Below are 20,498 nucleotides of genomic sequence, written 5' to 3'. Positions count from 1 at the left end.
ACGCGTCGCACCTCGTCGTGGTGGCCTGTCGTGACCTCACCGACTCCCAACCGCGGCCACATGTGGTCGATGGACAATATCCGTCCACGCCTCGAGCAGCTCGGCGGCTTCAAAGCCACGTCAAGTTCCCAGTTTCAGGCTCGTTGCCCTGTTCACGACGACCGTCACGCTTCACTGTCTGTCACGTGGACTCCGGGACATCGCGGTTCCGGAATGGTGCTGCTGCGGTGCCATGGGTGCTCCGCGACGGCCGTGGAAATCGCGGAGCGGCTCGATATCAGCCTGTCCGATCTGTTCGACGAGCCGTTGCCGAGCCGGGATCCGGGCGCACCGCGTGTCGGTAGATCCCCGCAACAACGTGCAGCCGGCAAACGACGTGGGCGACTGGGGCGGCTTCCTGCTCGGATAGCCGGCCCGGGACCAGAGCCCGAAGTCGAGCACTCGTGGTCGGAAGTTACGCGCTATCCCTACACCGATGCCGACGGCGACTTGGTGCAGGAAGTCATCCGCGAGGAGTGCACCTCGTGCGGGGTCAAACACAAACGATTCCGGCAGTTGTTCGTCGGACCTAATCGCACCTATGTCAAACGTAAGCCCGCGGTGTTCACCCCGGTCCTGTTCGCGATGCCGCAACTGCAGGCGGCCCTGTCAGCCGGACAGCCGGTATGGCTGCTCGAGGGCGAGAAAGATGTCGAGACCGCAACGCGTCTCGGCCTCTGCGCGACCACGAATGCCCAAGGTGGCCTGAACTTTCCGCCACAGCTCGCCGAGGTGTTCACCGGTGCCGCCGTACGCGTTGTTCTCGATCGCGACGCTGCCGGATACGACCGCGGCATCGAATTGGCATCGCTGCTCGGCGCGGTCGATGCCGAGGTGCAGCTGCTGTTACCCGGCACCACAGACGACAAATCAGACTTCACAGATCATGTCGAGGCCCAACTGTGGGAACCAGACGATGCATGGAACGGGTTCATCCCCGTCCATGTCGGTGAGGTTGCGGCGCACGCTGCCCTGGCCAAGCTTCGCGGCAAGGCCACCGAGGTCGAGAAGGCAGCGCGGGAAGCGGCCGCACGCGCCGAGCGCGGGCGAGTATCGGGTCACCAGGATGAGTGCGCCGACGAGATGCGTCTTGCCCAACGGTGGGCTGTCGAGGCGGAGCGCCTGTTCGAGCCGTTGAGCGAAGCCGTCGATACGGTGCGCAGTTTCGCTGCCGCCGAAGGCACGAAGTGGTCACAGGAGGCGGTGGACGCCGCTACCGCCGTCTGGCGCACCGCCCGGACCGCTGCCCGTGCCGCACACGATATTTCGCACACTCCGATTCCACCGCTGCTGCACGACGAGGACGAACACGCCGCGACGCCACCGTCGACTGGATCCAGCCACGTCGATGCCGACGAAACGAGCCCTCCGCTCCACGAAGGACCCCAACTGCACGTTGTCGGGTCGGCCACTCGCGGCGCTCACATCTCGGCACCGACGTATCGGGTAGTCGAAGGAAGCCTCGTCGAAATCGTCACCAACCGAGATGGCGAGCAGACCGCCAAAATGGTGCTCAGCATCGATGCTCGGATCGTCGAGATGGAATACCTCGAATCGCAGGACGACGGCCTCGACGTCGATGCGCCGACGCTGCTCGGCCGCGAAGACATCGCCGGGCAACGGGAAGCCAATCCGCCGTCACCCGAACAGCTTTCCGCTGTCGTCATCGGGTACACCCATCCTGATACGAGCGAGTTCATGCGCATGCGGGTGGACGCCCAGGACTATCGGGACTGCACTTGGGTGGATTCTCTTCCCGGGCCACCGACGTACGATTCCAAACCCTCTGGGATCGCCAAACTTCGCGACGCTCTGAAAGTAGCCGGGGGAGTGACGATCGCCCGGACGGTTCGGTTCCGTTCCACCGGTTGGCGTAAGGACCGAGACGACGAGTGGTTCTACGTGCACGCAGGCGGCGCTATCAGTGCTGCCGGTACCCGTGTTGCGCCGGTGCTGCTCAGTGGCCCGCTCGCGCGTTACGACCTGCCGTGCCCGATCGCCGATGCACCTCGGTTGCGTGATGCCTTCATGGTCGATTCGGGATCGATGCTGACGCGTCTGCCGGTGCGGATCGCGGCTCCGTTGCTCGGGCACGTCTTTCGCGCGGCCTTGGGACCCAACCCGTGGGTTCTGTCGCTCATCGGTTCGCCCGGGTCCTACAAGACCTCGATCGCCTCGATCGCGATGCATCATTTCGGAGAGCTGTGGGATCGACGACGACCGGCATCGTCGATGTCCGGGAACGGTGACACCCTCAATGCGCTTCGGATCAAACTGAATTCGTCGAAAGATGCGCTGTACTGGGCCGACGACGTCGCGCCCACACGAGACTGGGGAGCTGCACAGAAAGCGCTCGAAGAGTTCGCGCGCATGGTCCACAACGGCGAACAACGGAGCCGTTCCAGTCGCGACGGGTTGAGCATCCTCGACGGCACCGCCCCCCGCTCGTCCGCGATGGTGACCTCGGAGGTCATGCCTCGACCAGGGTCCGGTGCACAGCGCATGTTGGTGGTGCCGTTGCAGTCCGACGAGATCGAACTCGACGAGCTGATTCGACTCGACAGCGAGCAGTCGCGGCATGGGCGCGCCCTGCTGATGGCCTCGTTCCTGCAGTGGTTGTGCCCCCGCCTCGAAGAGCTGCGGGAGAAGGTGTTCAACGAGGGCGCGCACTACGCCGAGGGTCTGCGTGAGCAGGGCGAAACCGTGCGCCAGGCCGAAGCGGTCGGCGCCGTCTGGGCAGGATGGCAGGCGTTCACCGCCTTTTTGCTCGATGTCGGCGCGCTCGATGCCGATGAGGTCGAGCAGGTTCTCGACGTCGTCGACGGCGGATTGCACGACGCGGTCGTCGCTGCAGCCGACCCCGATCTGCCCTCACGCACCGGAGCTCGGGTGCGCGAGCTCCTTGCGCATGCACTGCGTACCGGATTGGCCTACGTCGACGACGTGCGGACCGGTGAAGCACCCGACCGCCCGCTCGCCGGCAGGCTGGGGTGGCGGCGAACGTTGGTCTCGGACTATCAGGACGTCAAGAAGTATCGCGAAGATGCCCGCGGGATCCGGTTGGGGTACGTGCTCACCGACCCCGGGCCACGCGACGGCGAAGCGCAGCTGTTGATCGAATCGACTGCCCTCGAACAGGTTCTGAAAGCCGCGGCATCGACGATGTCCGATGCTCCACAGATCGATCGAGGCACGGCGCTGCGGGCACTCTACGACGAGGGTGTTCTGATCGCCGAGGAACGCGCAGGCAAGACACCCCGTTACACCGTCCAACGCACCATCCATTGTGAGGAACGCCGTCAGCGGATGACGGCGCTCCGTCTATGGGCGATCCTCGGCGACGGTCCCGACGACGGTCAGATCGGAATCTTCGACACTGATGGCGGACCCGACGATGCACCGGACGGTTCGACACCGAGCGACGTTCCGGGTTCGACCTCCGCAGTGGCCGACCTCGCGACGTTGTTCTCGGTATCGAACAGCGACACCTCATCGACGACGGACAGCTCTCGCGCCAACGACGCCGAAGCTACGTCTGACAACTCCGAACAGGAGGACATTCCAGTGGGAAGCTACCCCGACGCCGAGGGCCATATCGCTGTCGCAGAACATATTTCGCCGAGCGTCCCGTGCGTGAAATGCGGAGTGGGCTCGGGCCTTCGCTTCGATGGCCACGTTCTGCACGCGCAGTGCTGGTTCGGAAGCACAGCTGCCTCCCGCGCTGCACTGGTTGCCGATACCGCAGCCGCAGCGAAGCCGCCTGCACCCGCCGCCACTGGCCCGCGGCCGTCGACCGAACCTGCTCGTCGAGCGGCTTCCGAGGCCGCCGAGTCGAGTACTCCTACGGTCGAGCAACCCAGTGCGCCGCTCGAGACCACGCGGCCTCGGCGTTCAGCTCCCGCAAAGACCGCGGCCGACCCGTTCGCTGCCCCTGCCGCCGTCCTCGACGTCGATGGCATTTGGATGCCCGACGGCAGTCGAATCAATCTGCCACAGAACATCTCTCACGTCGGGCATGTCGCCGAGCTGGTGCAGGAGCTGCGTCTGGGCACTCAGACCTCGTCGTGGCAGAGCGAACCGGGACAGATCTGGGTGACCGCGGCGATGACCGAGAAGTTCGGAGTGGATCTGAGCACGCTGAGCGAGGATCCGTCACAGCGACGCAAAGACGTCGGCGAGGCCACTGCCGGCACAGCGTTCGTCACCGATGCCATCGCCGACGGTTGGACCCTGGGCAAGCCCGGTGACCGGCTCGGTGCCTGGACCCGTGTGTGGCGCACCCAGGGCGAGCACCGCGGTGTGTGGGTCGTTCTGGCTGCAGGCATGAACGCCGATCCACGCGATATCCCCATTCTCGGAGACCGACCGTCCCCGAGCACACTCGCGCGTCGACTGTCGCTGTTCGCCAGCGCGTTGAAGATGCCGTGGGTGATCACCCCGCAGTCCACCGGTTTCGACCTGATGATCTCGACTCGATTCAAGGACCGCGAGCGCATGTTCGGGGCGCAGACCCCCGTCGGCCCGGCCACCATCAGCTCCCTCGAGGACGATTACGCCTGGTCCCGCAAACCGACCAGCGACGAGACATCGATGACCTACGTCCACGCGTACGACCGTGGCGGCTCGCACGCTGCGGGAATCGCCGGCTTGGAGATGCCGATCGGATCGTCCACTCATCATCCCGACGGGCGAGCGTTCGACAAGAAGCTGCCGGGCTATTGGCGGGTAGAGGTTCCCGAGGCAGGGGACTGGCGCATCCCACATCCATTGATGCCTCTCGGTGGCCGGCCGGGCCTGCTGTGGGTGACCACACCGAGTCTGCAGGTCGCCGGAGAACTCGGCTACGAGCTCGAACCTGTCGAGGCCTACGTGTGGAACGAACATGGCCGAGTACTCGATCCGTGGTACGAGCGAATCCGTGACGCACGAACAGCTTTGGACGTCGATGACGTCGACGCTCAGTTGGCCAGGGATCTGCTCAAGGGCGTCTACACGCGCACGATCGGACAGATGGGGTCCTCGGTTCACATGACCGGCCGAGCAGGTTTCTCGCCGGAGCGACGCCATCACATCATCGCCAAAGCGCGGGCGAACATCACTCGTCGCATCGTCAAAATCGGCACCGTCTCCGACCGGTGGCCGGTGGCCATCACGAACGACACGGTTCTCTACACCAGCAACGATCCGGATCCGATCGCGTCCTGGCCCGGGGAGGACAAGCAGCTCGGTCGGGGGTTCGGCCAGTACAAGTGGGAGGGCTCCGCTCGGCTCGACGATCACCTCGAGTTCCTCGTCGGCGGCCGCTACAAGGGCAAGGAAGCGTTGACGATGAACTGGGATGCCACGACAGGTAAGGGGGAATAGCCGATGGTCGGTCGCAAGCATGCCGGCTTCACAGAGAACCTGGAAGCAGACGAACGCCGACGCAGCTCACTGTTCCAGGGCTTGACGGGTCGGCGCGGTGCCGATGTCTCCGGCAAGGCCGGTACCACCCCTGACATGCGTGGGATGCTCCTCGCCGCGTACGGCCCGGGCACGCGGGGCGGGGTGAACACGGCCGCAGCTGCGCGCGATCTCGGAGTCTCGCGTCGTACGGTGGAACGGTGGGTCGCCGCCGAGGGACGCCAGCGAATCTCGAAGCCGAAAGCCGAGACTCTGAGCAAACTCACCACCAAATCGCGGCAGGCAGCGACGACGAAACAGGGCCGGCGCGCCGCCATCAAAGCTGTCCGAGAGAGCAAGCAAGGCAAGTCGATCGCCAAATACGGTGCGCGCGTACAGATCAAGGGCCGACAAGGCGTCGCCGGCGGGGGAGGGTTCTACATTCGCAATCGTTCCATCCAGATCCCCCCGGATCAGAGTGGTATGTCGCCATCCGACGTCGAGTCGATGTGGTCGGCGTACGAACGCGGCGGCGACAAAGAGCTCTCGAAGTGGCTCAGCGGCTACGCCAGCGACCGGTACGTCGACGGATGGACCTTCGAGAGCATCGACAACATCTCCATCGACCCGGTCTGACCATAAGAGTCTGCGAGTTCAGATGTTCGGAGTGTCCGGTGCAACCACTACGGTATCGGTGGAATCGCGCACGGCAGCGCTCTGCAGGAGGGATCAGAAAGACATGTTCGAGACCAAGTCTCAGCAGTGGAAGACCCGCGTCGTTGGCGCGTTGGTGGGTCTAATCCTCGTCGGCTCGGTTGTGCAGGCCAAAATGGGATTCAGCTTCTTTCTCGGACCACTCAATTAGAGCGACATGAACCCGAAGCGACCGCGGTGGACCAAACGACAGCTCGAGGTCGCATTCACCGCGTGCTACGGACGATCGGTCAACGGTGGTGTCGATATCGACTATGTCGCAGCGGCATTCAGGGTTACTCGCCGAACCGTCCAGCGTTGGCTGCAGGGCTCACCTCGTACTCGAGCAGCGATTCCCGCCCACCGGTTGCAGCAACTTCAATTTCCCCTTCCTGAAATCCGACGTGTCGAACAGCAGACCCTCGACAATGCACGAACTGTCCTGACCGGACTCGATCTTCCCCGTGGCCGCGGTGTCCGCAAGGAATGGCGAGAGCGACGCTGGCTGGACCCCCATGTCGTGGCGATCCTCCGTCCCCACGGCTCTCCGGACCTGCGGCAGGTAGCGATCGCCAGAGGCGCACCCCGCCCCGTCGCGGCACTACACAAGCGGGGCCCGCTCGATGACTTCGTCACCGTTCCCACCCGTTTCCACGCCGACGCCCTCGTCGGTGAACTGCTCGACCGCGTCGGCCCATGGCGTCTCTATCCGGACGACCGTGTCGTAGAGCTCGGCCGAACCCGCGTGTGGGCCGCATGGGCACCACCGATCGACCTACCCGCTATTGCCCGCGGTGCGGGCCTGCTCGACAACTGATCAGCCTCGACCGCCGTACCCACGCTCAGTACTCGTATCCGCACCCATGACTGTCCTGTGCCGCCGCGACGAGAGAATGTCAAAGAAAGAGTGAATCGCGATGAATCGCAACAACAACTGGAACTCAAGCCTGTATATCGCTGCTGTTCCGCTCGGGCTTGCTGCCGCCTACCTAGTCGTGTGTTGGCCTTTCGAGGCACTAGTCTCGGTTCAGAGGCATCTCGGTGCCGGATCCGAGGTAGTCACCGAGTCGACCCCACCGACGATGCCCGGCGCTCAAATTGGCTTCCTAATTCTCTTCTTCGCCGCAGTTGCCGGTCTCGCTCTCGTCGCGGCGGTGCGCCGGTTCATCGAACCGAACGCGATCGAACCGAACAGCTTCCCTGGGACGTGGCGAACACGGACGCTGATGAGTGCAGGATTGTTCCCCATCGGCCTGTGCATGGCCTCGTTGCTGTCCCCCGAGGATGCCGAAAACCTCTCGCGCACCAGTGACTACGACAACCCGGCACAATGGTGGAACAGTGCGCACCTTCTCGTCGCCGGCTCGGCCGAGGAACCGTTCTTCAGTGCGCTTCCGGTCTTGTTGCTCTTCGGGGTCGTCGGACTGGTCTGGCGCGTCCAGCCGTGGATGCTCGGCATCGTCATCGCGAGCTCAGCTCTGTTTCGAGCCTCCATCCATCTCTACCAGGGAACAGGGCAAGCGTTGTCGGCGTTCGTATGGGGCGCTGTGGCCGTCTACGTCTACTATCGACTCCGCAGTCTCACGGGACTCGTTCTGGCCCATACAGCTTGGAATGCATTCGTCATTGCAAACAATGGTGACTACACCGCGGCTCAGATAGTGATCGGCGGGTGTATCGCGTTCACCGCTCTGTGGTCGATCTATCGACTGTCAAACACTTCCACCTTCGATCACTCCGATCGAGCATGCCCGACGGCAGCAGCCGGCCACACCTCGAACGCCACCAGCTAAGGACACCGATGACCAATCTGACGACCATCAAACGTTGCGCGGTAATCGGCAATGCGGTGATCGGTGTCAGCGCCTTCACCAAGAGCGGAATGTCGTTGTGGCAGCTGGCGACCGCCAGTGGATACCCGACAGCACTGGGATGGGTCCTGCCACTGGTGCTCGACGGAATGGTCATCCTCGCAACACTCATGCTCGTCGTCGACGCCTCACACCGCTGGTTCGCGTGGGCCTTGCTGATTCTCGGGTCGATCGCATCGACCGCGGGCAACATCGTGCACGTCTCGACGGTGGACTACAGCTCGACTTTCACAGTGGCCGCCCTGGCAGCTGCTGCGCCGCCGCTGGTACTGCTGGTCACCACGCACCTGATGATCCAGCTGGTCCGACTCGAAGCACCGGCCATGGAAGGCGACACCGACGAGCGTCAGGTGGACCTGAAAAGCCCGACAGAGGCCGAAACGGCCATCCTGTGCGTTCACGTCCTGAAGCTGGCCAGCGAAGGCCATGAGCTCGCTGCAGTGGCCACCAGGACCGGGCTGTCTGTCGAGGTCGTTGACGCGGTGATCGCGGCCGCGGAGGACGAGCTCCAGATCGGCTCTGAGGAGGATCGATACCTCGCCCCGGCATGAGTGCCCGGTCTACTTCATTCGCGAGCTCAGTTCGTCGAAGAATGCTGCGAGCATCGACGGCGCGTCGGGGCTCTCGAACTCTTTGCCCCCGAACCGATAGACCTCGTATCCCGCTAGCCGGAGACGTCGGTCTTCGGTGACCATCTCGGCGTACAGCTGCGTGCTGGCGCGGCCGTCTTCGTTGGCGTAGTGCTGACGACCGTCGACCTCGATGACGACGCGTTTTCTCGAGCTGAAGAGCAGCAAGAAGTCCATGCGTTGGCGTTCGAGGGGACTGCTGCCCTTGCGTTGATACTTGGTGTACGGGTCGTAGTGGAGGTAGACCTGCGGGATCAGAGCGGGAATACCGAAGCCGTGCTCTCCGTATCGACGTGAGTAGACGTCCAAGACCATCCGCTCGGGTTCGTTCTTACCGAGGCTCTCTCGCAGCCGTTTGTGCAGTGACAGCCCGACATCGCGATCGTCCGTGTCTGCCATTGCTTGGTGCTCACGCCACCACTGAATCAGCTCCTGAAAGGACAGGCCGGCCTCGGTTATCGGTCTGTCGTAGACAAGGCAGAACTCAGCATTCTTGGTGATCAGGATGTCGTTGCTGACCGCGTCGCGGAGCACCATCTCCGGTTTGGGACCATTGGCCGCGAAAATGAGGTTCTTTGCGGGGGAATCGACACCGCTGGAGCCCTTTTCGTACTCTGCGATCAGCACCGCGAGCCCGTGGTCCACGACGTCGCATTCTGCAAGCACGCGACGCGCCAGTGCGACGAGCTGGGGGATCTCGAATCCTACGAGGTAACCATCGATCAGCGACCGCTTGGTGTCGGCCTCAACGGGGGTACCCGTACCTGCCCACGTCAGGTCGAGTTCGTCGGGTAGGACCACTTCGAGGGCGGCTCGCGAGAACCCATAGATCAAGGTGTCCTCGATCGCCGACCTGAGCGTTCTGGTCGACACGATCACCCGTCGCGGCGGCTCCTCCGAGAGGCCGGCCGCAAGTGAATCCCAGAAGCTCATCGGTCAGAGGCTCCGCGGGCGGCCATGTTGAGCGGAGCGCTTACCGGCGTCGATGGCCTGGATCCAAACGAACTTCGGCGAGAATCGCCCAGAGCTTGGCGTCGTCGCCGTCGTCTCGGTGGTCGGCGATGGCCTGCACGAGGGTGTTGATGACCTCACGAGACCGTGGATTGAATCCGGCAGCTCGCGCACCAGCCCAGGCCAGGGGGTCGTCGACCACCTTGTCGAGCCTGTCGAGGGCGTGGATACACAGGTCGTGAAACTTGCCGGCGCGTTTGTATTGGGCGTCGTCGAGTTCGCCGGTATCGAGCGCTGCTGCTGCTTGCTCGACGTAGACATCGATGATCGCGTTTGCGCGATCGTTGAGCTGCGGATCGAAAGTGAGGGTGTTCCAGAATGCACGCCAATTGGCTGTATCGCCGGCGGTGTTCGAGCGCGGCAGGAGGTTGTCACGAATGATCGCAGCCAGTTCCGGGTCCATCAGTTTGCTGATCGTTCGGGCGTCGGCGGAGTTCGGGGGGAGCGGGGCCGGCGTCTTGCTTCGACGCCATGGCTCGGGCTCGGTCATGTGTGCAGCTTCCCTCTCGAACGTCGCGGTTGGTGCGTTTTTCGTCGGCGGCCCGTGAGATCTGCTCCGGTATTTGTATCACTCGAACAGGACACTTCGGTCTGCTCTTTTGGCCGCTTCGTGAACTTACCGCCCGGCGCACCCGCTGTCCCCGGCACCGGGTGCGCCGGGGACATTTTCGCTTGTCAGGTGCTGTTTTTGTCGGTGTGTCGGGGTAGGTTCGAGTTGTTCTGTTGATCGGGCGGACTGACCATCTGCCCCTTGTGTGAGCCCTGGGAGGGTTTCGTCGTGAGCGGTGTGTCGAGCGAGAACGCGGTGTCGGGTAGCGAGATGGTGCGGAGTGAGCGTGTGGCGTGGGCGTACCTCGCTCACGTGGCGCGCGGGCAGGGCGCGTTGGTTCATCTGGCGGTGTCCTTATCGGGCGTGGAGGCTGCAGCCGAGGCTGTGCGGCAACGGGAGGTGTCGGAGGACTTGTTGCGTGCGACTGCTCGCTCGTGGGAGTACTCGGGTGCCGAGGCAGACCTCGAGACGGCTGCAACACTGGGAGCACGATTGGTCACTCCTGCGGACGCTGAGTGGCCGCAGCGGCTGCGGATGGCCGGATGGCTGGAGGGATCGACTCCGGTCGCTCTGTGGGTTCGTGGGCAGGGCATGCTGCCCGGTGTCGATTCGTCGGCGGTGGCGCTCACCGGCACCCGGGCCTCGAGTCCCTACGGCGATCATGTCGCGGCGGAATTTGCCGCGGATCTAGCGATGCGCGGGGTGTCGGTCTTGTCGGGCAGCGGGTTCGGGATCGAGGCAGCGGTGTTACGGGCATCGTTGGGCGTCGGTGCGGGACCGGTCGCGGTCATGCCGTGCGGTTTGGACCGGGCATATCCGTCCGGTCATGCTCGGTTGCTCGAGCGCGTCGCGGAGCAGGGGGTAGTGGTGAGCGAGTACTCGTTCGGTGCAGAGCCTCGTCGAGAACGTTTCAATGGGAGTGGCGCGCTGCTGGCTGCTCTCTCCGATGCGGTAGTGGTGCCCGAGGCCGGGTCACGCGGACGTGCCCTGGCTGTGGCTAGGGAAGCGCACAGGCTCGGACGTGCGGTGTACGCGATACCGGGACCGGTCACCTCCGCAGCGTCGAGCGGATGCCATGCCTTGATCGTCGACGGTGTTGCGTGTCTTGCGATGTCGTCTGCTGACGTGTGCCCAGACAGAGGCGAGTTGTCCTGATCGATGCGATCACTGTTAAGGGGGCTTAAGGAAAGCACATCATCACCCCTGAACGGTGCGCGCTTACGCTCGTTCTGCCATGAAAGACGTTTGCGAAGAGAGGAATTGGCATGAGTTATGTAGCTGTTGCGTCACGGCTCGGGCAGATTACGGATCCACATTTGGCAGGGGTGATCGTCGGCGTCAGACGCGCGGTGACCGCGGAAGCGACCGGGCAGCGTTGCCCGATGCCGTCGGCAGTGTCGATACCCGTACGTTTCGCGAGCGGAGAGCAGAGGGCAGCGGATCTGTGGCCGGTAGCCGCGCACGGGTACCTCGACGGGGTTCGCGCGGGAATCGGCGCCGTAACAGAGACGGACGATCCCGAATGGTTCGCCCAAGAATCGCAGGTGGTGTCCGGTTTCGTGTCAGCTCTGGCCGCTGCGGAGTGGGCTGTCTCGGCGCGCGATGTCGTCGACGTGCTCGACAACCCCCATAGATGGAACCGTCAATTCTCCCTGTGGCAGGTCCTGGGGTCTCCGGGTCCGATGGACGCCGAAAGCGATTCGCTGGTGTGGTCGGTTTGGACGTGGGTTCTGGACGCGATCTCGGAGACCAATATCGGCACGCCGGATTCGATCCGAGAGATCATATAGCGAGATTCGCTGTTGCCCAAATGCTTTCGCATCAAACCCGAACGCTGCACAACGGGCCTGCCCAACGAGAACATGGGCGGGCCCGTTGCCGTTCGTGCACCGAGTCCCCGGCGCACTCGGTGCGGTCCCCGGCACCGAGTGCGCCGGGGACGAATTCCGTTGCGTGTGAACCGTTCTTGTCGGTGGTCTCGGCTAGATTATGGGTGTTCTGTTGATCGGGCGGACTGACCATCTGCCCCCTGTGCCCTGGAAGGGGTTTGTCCGATGTCCTCTGTTTTTCGTATCTCCACCCCGCCGATGCTGTTGCTGCAGCCGTGTTGCTTGTCCGCTACGTTCCCGAGAACGAAATGGTGGTGTTCACCCCGAACGCGCCGGTCATGGCCGTGATGGTCTGCCCCATGGGAGAGGATGCGCCGATCGGCGGTGTTCCCTTGCTGGTGCCCAATGGTCACCCGGTGCGTGAGCTGGCCGGGCCGCGTGTAGTGGTGGTGTTCGGTAGTGACACACACGCTGATGCGGCGACGATGGCCGTTCTGCACGAGTTTTCGGACGATGACGTTGCCGTGTTCCAGTTCCACGAAGGCCGTGCACGCTGCTACCTGATGAACGGGGTGCTGGCGGGACCGGAGGCGGTCGGCGAGGCGGTCGACCTGACGGCTCATCCCTACGTGGTCGGAGCGTTGCTCGAGGGGCAGGTACGTCTGGCCTCACGCGCTCAAATCCGCGCTGGCTTCGCCGCTGAACAGTTCGGCACCGAACGCGCAGCGAGTGTTGTGGACATGATGCGGGCCGCACGCGGGGCCTTCCCGGCGGTAGGTCCTATCTCCGCAGCCGAGACCATCCACCGCGAGGTACTCGCCGGATATCTCGATTCGGACAACCGTGGAATCGAAGTATCTGACTACCACGCTGCGATGCTGGCAGCCGCTGCCTCGGATGTGCGCGTGCGCGATGTGCTGTTCGTTCATTTCACCGAAGCCAACGCCGCAGTCCTCGGCGAATTGTGGCGGCAGGTCGGCGCAGTGCTGCGCCTCGGCAACCAGCCCTGCGAATGCTGCCCATTCGACCGCGCCAGCGAACCACGTTGCTGGACCAATTCCGGCGTCGTATCGACCGGAGTTGATCTCCGGTGGATACAACCCCCACGGCTCAGCACCCACTTGTTTTCTCCTAGACCGAGATTGCTGTCGCGGCTGCCGCGTTCAGCTCATCTTGGATTGCGGTGGTCGTGGCAGCGGATCCCACGACCTGCGCCAGACCTTGCTGCTGCGCCAGGCCAGCGCGGAGGGCGTTGGAGAAGCCTTCGACGTTGGTTCCCTGGCGTACCGAGGCGAGGTACGAGGCGGAGTCCTGCGTGGGCGGAACAATCGCTGCCGCGACTGCGTGCACGAGCTCGTGCGTTCCGCTGACCTGTCCTTCGATGGCGCTGACTGCGGACGCACCAGCCTGAACGCCCGCTACTGATGCCATTCCTACTGCTGTCATGATGGCCCCTCCTCATTACTTGATGCTCGTCAGATCGGTTTTACCGAACAATGGGGATGGTACCGACAGTTATCCCTCAGATCATCCCCACTTTGCACTTCAGACTACGTGGACTCGGCCCATTTGATGATCCCATTTTTCGCAGCCTGGCAACTCATCAAGCTCTCAGTCTCTTTCAGAGTCGCAGTGGGAGTCCGATGAAAGTTTCCTCAGGGCACCTATGGTCGGGCGCGTGACGCCTAATCGCCTTTTATAACGATCAATATTGTCGGGAAAGTTGCTGACTAATGTTGAACGAATTGTTTAGCAAAAATAGGGCCTGCGCCAAACGAGTCGTGCTGACCAGCCGACGCCAGGCTCCTGCTGTTTCCGAAACGAAACGTTCGTTGCCGAGCAAGGCCGCTCCACCGGACGGACTCGACCTTCGGCGCTGGCACAGCCGTTGCAGCCTGCCGGGGTTCGCTTGAGCGGACCCCGGCAGGCACTTCGACGATCTACCCCCGCAGCGAGGTCACGAACGGCAACTCCGCGATCGGGGCTTCCCAATGGAACTTCGCGCGCGAGGTCCGGGAAACGACAGTCATCACACTGTTCTCGTCGGCGGTGATCCGGTGCGCCGACGCGACAGCGGATGGAACGCCTTCCGGAGCCCACACGATCACAACGGTCGAAGCCGGGACCTGCGACGGTGGCCTGCCCTGATAGATCGCGACATCGACAGGTTCGGTCGGGGACAGACGCAACCCGAGAACACGGTTGGCCAGGTCAGACCACTGCGGCGTGTCGATGTAGACGCCGACACGGGCACCGGTGGTCGTGATGCGAGCAGCCAGCTGCTGCACGAATGCCTCCGGCGTTTCGAGCCAGAGGACCTCGCCGCTGGTGTCGGTGTTGAGGAAAACGCGGCCAGCGCCGTCTGCCCACGGCCCGAGGTACACCCCGAGCCCGTACGCCGGAAGGGAGACAGGGAACGTGGATCCGCGGGGCACCGTCAAGGTCGGGGCAGGCGAGGAGATGGTCTGCGCCAACGGAAGCATCGCCGTGGCGTGGTCGCCGTGCTCGCCGTCGTTCGCACGCAAGCTCAGCGCCCGCGCGGGCATCTTCGTCGCTTTGCTGTACGAGTAGGCGACGGTCAAACCGACGGTGGCCTGCCGGTGGCGGTCGTTGGCGATCTCGAGAACATAGGCGATACGGTCGGCCGGGACACCGAGCCACCGCTCGACAGCGAGTTCACTCCATTCGGTCGGCGCCGCCGTCACTGTCGGAACGGCTCCCCCGAGATGCGTCCACCGCTCGTCACGCAGCCCGTCATTCATCGGCGCCAGCATCATGTCGTGGAAGTCTCGGATCTCGTTGCGCCTGAGCACCTTCGCCGAGAACCCCTCGATGTTGAGGTTCTGTTCGAGGCGCCGAGAGACGATGTGCGCGGCCTTACCGATGCCGGTGGGGATGCTGCCGTTCGTGGCGCGGGCCAGCACACTTTGGTACGACTTGCGCAGGTTGACCCGGATCTCGATCACCGTCTGCAGGGTGTCCGGGATCGCAGTCTGCCCGACGACCGAGGTGTACGCCTGACCGTAGGCCGAGTCACCGTAGGCGCGGTACCCGGAGGCGATCACACGGATAGATTCCAAATTCACATCGCCTTGAATCAGATGGTCGCGGATCAATTCCAGTGGCAATGACCGTGATTCGAGGCCGGTCTCGTTCGCGCCGACCACCGCCACCCGAAACGGAACCGGCCGCAACGCAACGAACATCGACAACGCCTGCCCGTCCCATACGGTTCCCACACGCAGCGTCGCGTACAGCAGCGACAAGAACCGGTCGGGGCGGGCGAAGTGGCGGCGCCGCCGGAAGCGGTTGACGGTGGACTTGCCTCCGGGAGCAACCAGGATCGACAGAATCACCAGCGCAGCGACCGCGGCGATGATCGGGCGGGCGACACTGTCGCCGGGCAATGCACCGATGGCCAACACGGCGACGGTACCCACGGCCACCGCGACAGGGGCGGTGGTATTCGTCAGCTTGATCATGATCGATCCTCTCGAAGCATTCGATAGGCAACGGCGACAATGAGTCCCAGGATGCACACGCCACCGATCGTGATGATGGTGATGTTGCGGATCAGGGTCTCCACGTCGGTGCCGGGCGCACCGGCAGCCTGGTAGGACGGCGACGCGGTCGCCGCGGGAATGTCAGCGGTAGTGGAGGTCAGTGCCGCGATGGGATCGACGACACCCTCACCGATCAGATTACGGTCTCCGGACCCTGGCGTGTGCGCAGTGTTGCGGATGCGGTCCATCACTTCTCGCGCAGTCAGGTCGGGGTGCAGCTCCCGGATCAGCGCAGCGAGACCCGCGACGTACGCGGAGGCGAAGGACGTGCCGCTGATCGCACGCGGGCCGTCCTTGCCGACGGTCGCGTTGGTCAGTCCACCGTTGTCACCTTTGGTGGGGTCGAGGGAGACGATGTCGACAGCCGGGGCAGCGACAGTCACCCACGGCCCGGCCATCGTGCCGGTGTAGGCCTCGCCGGTCAGAGTGGTGCCCCCGACGCTGAGCGCCAGCGGCGCGTAGAACGAGGGCATCGACACATGCTCGACACCGTTCCAGTTGCGGGGATCTCCGCCGTTCGCGGGATCGTACCCAGGGTTCGACTTGCAGGCATCGGAACCGGAATTGCCTGCAGCCGTGACGACTACGACGTCTTTGACCTCGACGGCGTATTTCAGCGCTGCAGCAACGTCGGAGGTGTCGACGAACTGATCCGTCGGGTAGCAGGCAGTGATCGACAGGTTGATCACGTCGACGTCGGAGTTCGCAGCTCGCACGATACTGCGGGCCAGGGTCGCCAAGGTCGACGATCCACCAGTCGGGGCGTCGGGGCCTTTGTCGGCGGGCTCGTACGCCGACGATGTCTGACGGATGGACAGGATCGACGCGTCCGGAGCGACGCCGACGAAACCGTCGGTGCTGGCGGGGGCCGCGCCGATGATCCCGGCGACCAGCGTGCCGTGATGGTCGCAGTCTTCGAGACCGTTGGTGGTGGTGATGTAGTCGCCGCCACCGGTCAGTCGGGGAAGCCGAACACCGGGAGAGACACCGGAATCGACGACAGCGACGGTAATTCCCTTACCTGTGGCATACCGGTGCAGGTTTTCCACACCGAACGCGACGTTCGCCGGTGTGGCGCGGGTGAATTCCGATCCGGCGAGGGTCGCGGACGTTGCGCACGCCGTTTTCTGCACCATCGGTACCGACGGCGCCGGGTTCGGATCGTCGGGTGTGGTGAGAGGAATTCCGGGGATGTCGGGAGGTTCCACGGCGGCGGCGGGCACCGCCGCCGTGGCCAGGAGCACTCCCACAGCACCCGCCACGGCAGCGGCCCGGCGGATCATCATCCGCGAACTTTGTTGTAGCCGTCGAGGATTACGACGATCAGCACGATCGGCATGGCAAACATGATCGACTCGACGAGTTCGAGCAGTTTGAGCAGGACCGGCGAGTTGACGATCTTCTCGCGGATGGAGACGTAGCAGCCCATCGCGGTCCCGGCGCCCAGGACACCGAGACCGATGAGTGCGTAGGAGTAATTCGTTCCGCTCACCGCCAACGTCAGCACGAACGCCGCGTACGTGGTGGCTGCGGCGACGATCCACGACCGTGAGGACACCGCATCCTCGAAGGACTTACCGCGGAACAGGGACACTGCAGCGATGACTACGTAGAACACCATCACCGCAGACTGGTGGTGATCCATGTTCGCGCCCGCCACCACCGCGGAGATCACGAACGTGGACAACCCGCCCCAGGTCATACCGACGAGGCAGTCGTAGGCACTGAGAACCTTGTGTTCCTGGTTGTGAATCGCGGTGATCGCGGCCGAACTGGAACTGGAATCGACGGTGGTGATGTCGTCCGAGTTCTCGTGAACGAACGTCTCACCCATGGTCGGCACGAACGGCATCGGGATGCCCGCCAGCACGAGCGATAGTCGCGGGGCGAAAACGAGGAACAGCAATGCCGCCGCGCTCAGCAGTACCGCGAACACCAATGGATCTCGTTCGGTGGCAATCGCCAGCAGGCACCCGATCAGGATCAGCGCGCCGAAAGTTGCTACCGCGTAATGCAATCGAGAGGGTTTCCCGATCGTCATCAGTCCGACGATCGCGCAGGTCGTCAACACCAGCGCACCGACGATCACGCTGAACATGTCCACTGTTCCAGGGAAGGCGAGCAGGCCCGCTCCCCCGACACATACGTAGCCGACCAGAATCAACGCCGCGACGAGATTGCGTGCCGTTGCGTCGACCGCACCGCGGATCCCGAACCCCGCACCGATGAGCAGGCCTGCGCCCAGAACCGCGAGGACACCGCACGCTGAAGCCTGCCCGATGGTGTCGAGTTCGCCTGTCCATCCGCCGTACACGACGATTCCGACGCCGACCAACGCCACCAGCGGCGCAATGAACGAGGCGAGGGTCCGCGCGAACGCACTCGTCCACGACGTCATGTTGCGTTGCGCGAAGGCGATCGACTCGGCGACGTCGTCGATCAGCGCCGGATACGCCTCACGCTGATCGCTTTTCACCAACATCAGATAGTCACCGTCGAGGACGCCGTGGTCCTTCAGGGACTTACTCGACGAGAGGTGGTCGGACGTAAGGTTCGTCAGCTGCCAGACGGCATTTTGATCCTTCACCCATTCCAGGGCTTTCTCGTCGTCCTTGGTCGCCAGCGCGTTCGCGATGTAGGTCACCAATTTTTTGATCGTGATGGCCAGCGCCGGGTCGCGAGCGAGGGTGACGTCCACGGTGTGATCGGGCACCTGCACGGTGACACGGACGTGGGTGTCCCTGATGGTGTTGGTCAGCATGGCTGTGCGGCCCTTCGGTTATGCGGACGCTGCCGAGGCACCGGCGGGCTTTCCCGCAGGCTTCTTCGGACGTCCGGGACGCTTGGCGACGGGGTGATTGAATCTCTCGAGAAGCGCATCGGTCAGCAGACCGCCCTTGCGAACTTCCTCAATGCTCTCGCTGTACGCCTGCTGCGCGGCAACCTCATCCTTTTCCGCCTTCTCGCGTACTGCTGTTGCAGCGTCGACGGCGGCGCGTTCCTCTTCGAGCATGTCGAGGTTCGTTCTGATGTCGCGGGCGATCTGTTCTGCATCCGGAATGTCAGTCATTTAACTGTCCCTTTCTTTTGTGAAAACCCTAGCAATTTTCAGCGGATTTCATTCACGCGTTTCGCGGTCATCGAAAGTGTCGATCAACGTCGCCAACGCCAACGTGAAATCGGTCGTCGTCGGCTGAGAGAGATGCGCGATGTCGATCACGGTCGACTGCGACAGATGCTTGTCGTATCGAATTTCCACGACGTCACGTTTGTCGCGATGTTTGAGCCCTCGCGCAAATTCGGCGGTGTCGACCTCGGTCCGTGCGGGGCTGGTGTTGTTCAGGACGGTGATCCGGTGATTGTTCAGATTCCCGACGCCGCGCTGATGTAGATCCGACTGCGTCTCGTACAGCGTCTGCACACCGTCTTCGACGGTCGGCGCCATCATCACCAAGCCGTCGAGGCTGTGGAGCACCGTGTTGTACAGTTCCGAATCCATCAGCGCAGACATGTCGACGAACACGAATCGATACACCTGCCGTGCAGCGTCGAGGATTGCGTAGTAGTCGTTCGGGGTGACCGTGTTCGCCTTGTTCGTCCGGCTACCCGGCACGAAGACGAATCCGTCACCGCCGTCCCACACCTTGCCCGAGATCTCGGCGCCGCCGCCCCGCAGCACAGAAGACAACGTCATCATGATCTGCCGGTCCCCGCCGCCCGACTCGTTCACACCGAATGCCCGAGACAACAATGTGCCGTGCAGATCGGTGTCGAGTGCGATGACACTTTCGTCGCGGATCTCGGCCAACAACCGGGAGAACACGACCGTCGCTGATGTCTTTCCGCAGCTTCCGCGGTACGACGTGACTCCGATGACGATGGGTTTACCGAGGTCTCGGCGGATCACCTCGTGTGCGTAGGCCATGAGGTCGTTGAATCGTTCGGTCGCGCCTTTCCGTACGGGAAGGCCCAGCTTCACCAGCCACGCGCGCCATCCCTCTTTCGCGAGGTCGGCGCTTGCCAGCGCGGTATCGACCTCCGGTTCGGCGACTGCATTCGCGGGCGCCGCGGCTGCAGGCGTGGCCCTCGTGGCGTCGGCGCGCGCGGTAGTCGTCGCTCCTATTTGGGCCAGCAGACCCGGGTTCTCCTCCAATAGAGCCTGCAATTGTTCGGCGGTGATCGACGGCTGCGTGACCGGAGGTTGCGCGACAGCGGAAGGCGCGACAGCGGAGTGCGCGACCGGCGGTTGCGCGACCGGCGCCTGCGCAATAGGCGGCTGTGCAACAGGCGGCGGCGAAATAGGCGGCTGCGCGACAGGAGCATGCGCAGCTCGGTGCTGCACTGGTGGCGATTGCTCAGCGTAGGACTGCGCAACATACGACTGCCTCACCCGCGGCTGCTCTACGTACGACTGCTCCCCGAACGACTGCTCTACGTACGACTGCTCCGCGAACGACTGCTCGACCGGCGGGTCTGCCACTGGTGGATGTGCCACTGGCGGGTGTGCGATCGGCGGCGCCGCGATGGGCGGTATCGATGAGATCGGCGTCCACGCGTCGGTGTCCACAGGAATTTCTGTGCTCGCAGCTGGCGGTTCCGGCGGCGGCGAGAACTGTTGCGCAGGCGGTGCGTGCGATGGCTGACCGGAACTGCGCGGACGCATGTTGGTGAAGGAGGGCCGCGGTTCAGCGGGCGGAATATCAGGCTCCGCCCGCGGCGACGTCGGCTGCTCCTCGGCGAAGTCGTCGACGTCCGGCAATCCCACTTCCACGGACTGCTGCGCAATTTCCGGAGCCCGCGTTTGTTGCGGGGCTACCGGCGGCGGTGGTGCGGGCGTGTGGGGAGTACCTGCCACCAGCGCGGCCCGCATAGCTTCCAGTTCAGCAATGTCATCATTCGATTCAAACGTGGCCATAATTCCTCCGGTAAAA

Annotated in this window: 16 protein-coding genes and 1 pseudogene; 9 read left to right on the top strand and 8 right to left on the bottom strand. The window is 63.6% G+C overall.

Annotated features, from left to right (window positions below; all coding sequences use genetic code 11):
* The first annotated feature begins 30 nt into the window (after positions 1–30).
* The 6 genes from J1M87_RS24435 (at position 31) to J1M87_RS24415 (ending at position 8,536) form a co-directional block, all read left to right on the top strand.
* The gene (locus J1M87_RS24435; RefSeq protein WP_307830923.1) at positions 31–5,403 is read left to right on the top strand and encodes a telomere-binding protein; all 5,373 of its coding nucleotides are present in this window, start codon (positions 31–33) and stop codon (positions 5,401–5,403) included.
* Positions 5,404–5,406: 3 nt separating this feature from the next.
* A complete protein-coding gene (locus tag J1M87_RS24430; RefSeq protein ID WP_008720822.1) occupies positions 5,407–6,057 on the top strand; it encodes a helix-turn-helix domain-containing protein in 651 nt (216 codons plus the stop codon).
* A gap of 103 nt (positions 6,058–6,160) precedes the next feature.
* Positions 6,161–6,286, top strand: a complete 126-nt coding sequence (locus J1M87_RS29150; protein WP_269419367.1) for a hypothetical protein — start codon at positions 6,161–6,163, stop codon at positions 6,284–6,286.
* A gap of 6 nt (positions 6,287–6,292) precedes the next feature.
* A complete protein-coding gene (locus J1M87_RS24425; RefSeq protein WP_008720824.1) occupies positions 6,293–6,931 on the top strand; it encodes a hypothetical protein in 639 nt (212 codons plus the stop codon).
* 100 nt (positions 6,932–7,031) lie between these two features.
* Complete coding sequence (locus J1M87_RS24420) at positions 7,032–7,907, top strand: CPBP family intramembrane glutamic endopeptidase (protein WP_206492366.1); 876 nt, start codon at positions 7,032–7,034, stop codon at positions 7,905–7,907.
* Positions 7,908–7,915: 8 nt separating this feature from the next.
* A complete protein-coding gene (locus tag J1M87_RS24415) occupies positions 7,916–8,536 on the top strand; it encodes a DUF2637 domain-containing protein (RefSeq protein ID WP_206492365.1) in 621 nt (206 codons plus the stop codon).
* A gap of 9 nt (positions 8,537–8,545) precedes the next feature.
* On the opposite strand, the gene J1M87_RS24410 is transcribed toward J1M87_RS24415, so the two are convergent.
* Both J1M87_RS24410 and J1M87_RS24405 read right to left on the bottom strand, forming a co-directional pair.
* Positions 8,546–9,547, bottom strand: a complete 1,002-nt coding sequence (locus J1M87_RS24410; protein WP_206492364.1) for a hypothetical protein — start codon at positions 9,545–9,547, stop codon at positions 8,546–8,548.
* A 40-nt stretch (positions 9,548–9,587) separates the two neighbouring features.
* Positions 9,588–10,115, bottom strand: a complete 528-nt coding sequence (locus J1M87_RS24405) for a hypothetical protein (RefSeq protein WP_206492363.1) — start codon at positions 10,113–10,115, stop codon at positions 9,588–9,590.
* A 288-nt stretch (positions 10,116–10,403) separates the two neighbouring features.
* On the opposite strand from J1M87_RS24405, the gene J1M87_RS24400 reads away from it, so the two are divergent.
* The 3 genes and pseudogenes from J1M87_RS24400 to J1M87_RS29505 all read left to right on the top strand — a co-directional run.
* Positions 10,404–11,330 carry a DNA processing protein DprA gene (locus J1M87_RS24400; protein WP_051048303.1) on the top strand — a complete coding sequence of 309 codons (927 nt, stop codon included), beginning with the start codon at positions 10,404–10,406 and terminating at the stop codon, positions 11,328–11,330.
* A 110-nt stretch (positions 11,331–11,440) separates the two neighbouring features.
* Positions 11,441–11,965 carry a hypothetical protein gene (locus J1M87_RS24395; protein WP_206492362.1) on the top strand — a complete coding sequence of 175 codons (525 nt, stop codon included), beginning with the start codon at positions 11,441–11,443 and terminating at the stop codon, positions 11,963–11,965.
* A gap of 347 nt (positions 11,966–12,312) precedes the next feature.
* Positions 12,313–12,921 (top strand): annotated as a pseudogene (locus J1M87_RS29505) (hypothetical protein); the annotation flags it as partial.
* Positions 12,922–13,135: 214 nt separating this feature from the next.
* Here the strand turns inward: J1M87_RS29505 and J1M87_RS28855 are convergent.
* The 6 genes from J1M87_RS28855 to J1M87_RS24365 form a co-directional block, all read right to left on the bottom strand.
* Positions 13,136–13,450: a hypothetical protein gene (locus J1M87_RS28855; protein WP_097388390.1), complete on the bottom strand. Its 315-nt coding sequence runs from the start codon at positions 13,448–13,450 to the stop codon at positions 13,136–13,138.
* A 494-nt stretch (positions 13,451–13,944) separates the two neighbouring features.
* Positions 13,945–15,486, bottom strand: a complete 1,542-nt coding sequence (locus J1M87_RS24385; RefSeq protein ID WP_206492360.1) for a type VII secretion protein EccE — start codon at positions 15,484–15,486, stop codon at positions 13,945–13,947.
* Positions 15,483–16,853 carry a type VII secretion-associated serine protease mycosin gene (gene mycP, locus J1M87_RS24380; RefSeq protein ID WP_206492359.1) on the bottom strand — a complete coding sequence of 457 codons (1,371 nt, stop codon included), beginning with the start codon at positions 16,851–16,853 and terminating at the stop codon, positions 15,483–15,485. The genes J1M87_RS24385 and mycP overlap by 4 nt, the downstream gene beginning before the upstream one ends.
* Entirely contained in the window at positions 16,850–18,328 is a 1,479-nt protein-coding gene (eccD, locus tag J1M87_RS24375) for a type VII secretion integral membrane protein EccD (protein WP_206492358.1), read from the bottom strand. Before eccD ends, mycP begins: the two co-directional genes overlap by 4 nt.
* Positions 18,329–18,346: 18 nt before the next feature.
* On the bottom strand, positions 18,347–18,637 hold the full coding sequence (locus tag J1M87_RS24370) for a hypothetical protein (protein WP_206492357.1): 291 nt from the start codon (positions 18,635–18,637) through the stop codon (positions 18,347–18,349).
* A gap of 48 nt (positions 18,638–18,685) precedes the next feature.
* Complete coding sequence (locus J1M87_RS24365; protein ID WP_206492356.1) at positions 18,686–20,482, bottom strand: ParA family protein; 1,797 nt, start codon at positions 20,480–20,482, stop codon at positions 18,686–18,688.
* Positions 20,483–20,498: the final 16 nt, after the last annotated feature.

Source organism: Rhodococcus sp. KRD162 (assembly GCF_017168335.1).
Classification (GTDB): Bacteria; Actinomycetota; Actinomycetes; order Mycobacteriales; family Mycobacteriaceae; genus Rhodococcoides.
This window is presented reverse-complemented; position numbering and strand designations above follow the sequence as displayed.

Coding starts and splice junctions, on each gene's coding strand:
- J1M87_RS24430 (WP_008720822.1), top strand. CDS start 5,407: ATGGTCGGTCGCAAGCATGCCGGCTTCACAGAGAACCTGGAAGCAGAC.
- J1M87_RS29150 (WP_269419367.1), top strand. CDS start 6,161: ATGTTCGAGACCAAGTCTCAGCAGTGGAAGACCCGCGTCGTTGGCGCG.
- J1M87_RS24425 (WP_008720824.1), top strand. CDS start 6,293: ATGAACCCGAAGCGACCGCGGTGGACCAAACGACAGCTCGAGGTCGCA.
- J1M87_RS24420 (WP_206492366.1), top strand. CDS start 7,032: ATGAATCGCAACAACAACTGGAACTCAAGCCTGTATATCGCTGCTGTT.
- J1M87_RS24415 (WP_206492365.1), top strand. CDS start 7,916: ATGACCAATCTGACGACCATCAAACGTTGCGCGGTAATCGGCAATGCG.
- J1M87_RS24410 (WP_206492364.1), bottom strand. CDS start 9,547: ATGAGCTTCTGGGATTCACTTGCGGCCGGCCTCTCGGAGGAGCCGCCG.
- J1M87_RS24405 (WP_206492363.1), bottom strand. CDS start 10,115: ATGACCGAGCCCGAGCCATGGCGTCGAAGCAAGACGCCGGCCCCGCTC.
- J1M87_RS24395 (WP_206492362.1), top strand. CDS start 11,441: ATGAGTTATGTAGCTGTTGCGTCACGGCTCGGGCAGATTACGGATCCA.
- J1M87_RS28855 (WP_097388390.1), bottom strand. CDS start 13,450: ATGACAGCAGTAGGAATGGCATCAGTAGCGGGCGTTCAGGCTGGTGCG.
- J1M87_RS24385 (WP_206492360.1), bottom strand. CDS start 15,486: ATGATCAAGCTGACGAATACCACCGCCCCTGTCGCGGTGGCCGTGGGT.
- mycP (WP_206492359.1), bottom strand. CDS start 16,853: ATGATGATCCGCCGGGCCGCTGCCGTGGCGGGTGCTGTGGGAGTGCTC.
- eccD (WP_206492358.1), bottom strand. CDS start 18,328: ATGCTGACCAACACCATCAGGGACACCCACGTCCGTGTCACCGTGCAG.
- J1M87_RS24370 (WP_206492357.1), bottom strand. CDS start 18,637: ATGACTGACATTCCGGATGCAGAACAGATCGCCCGCGACATCAGAACG.
- J1M87_RS24365 (WP_206492356.1), bottom strand. CDS start 20,482: ATGGCCACGTTTGAATCGAATGATGACATTGCTGAACTGGAAGCTATG.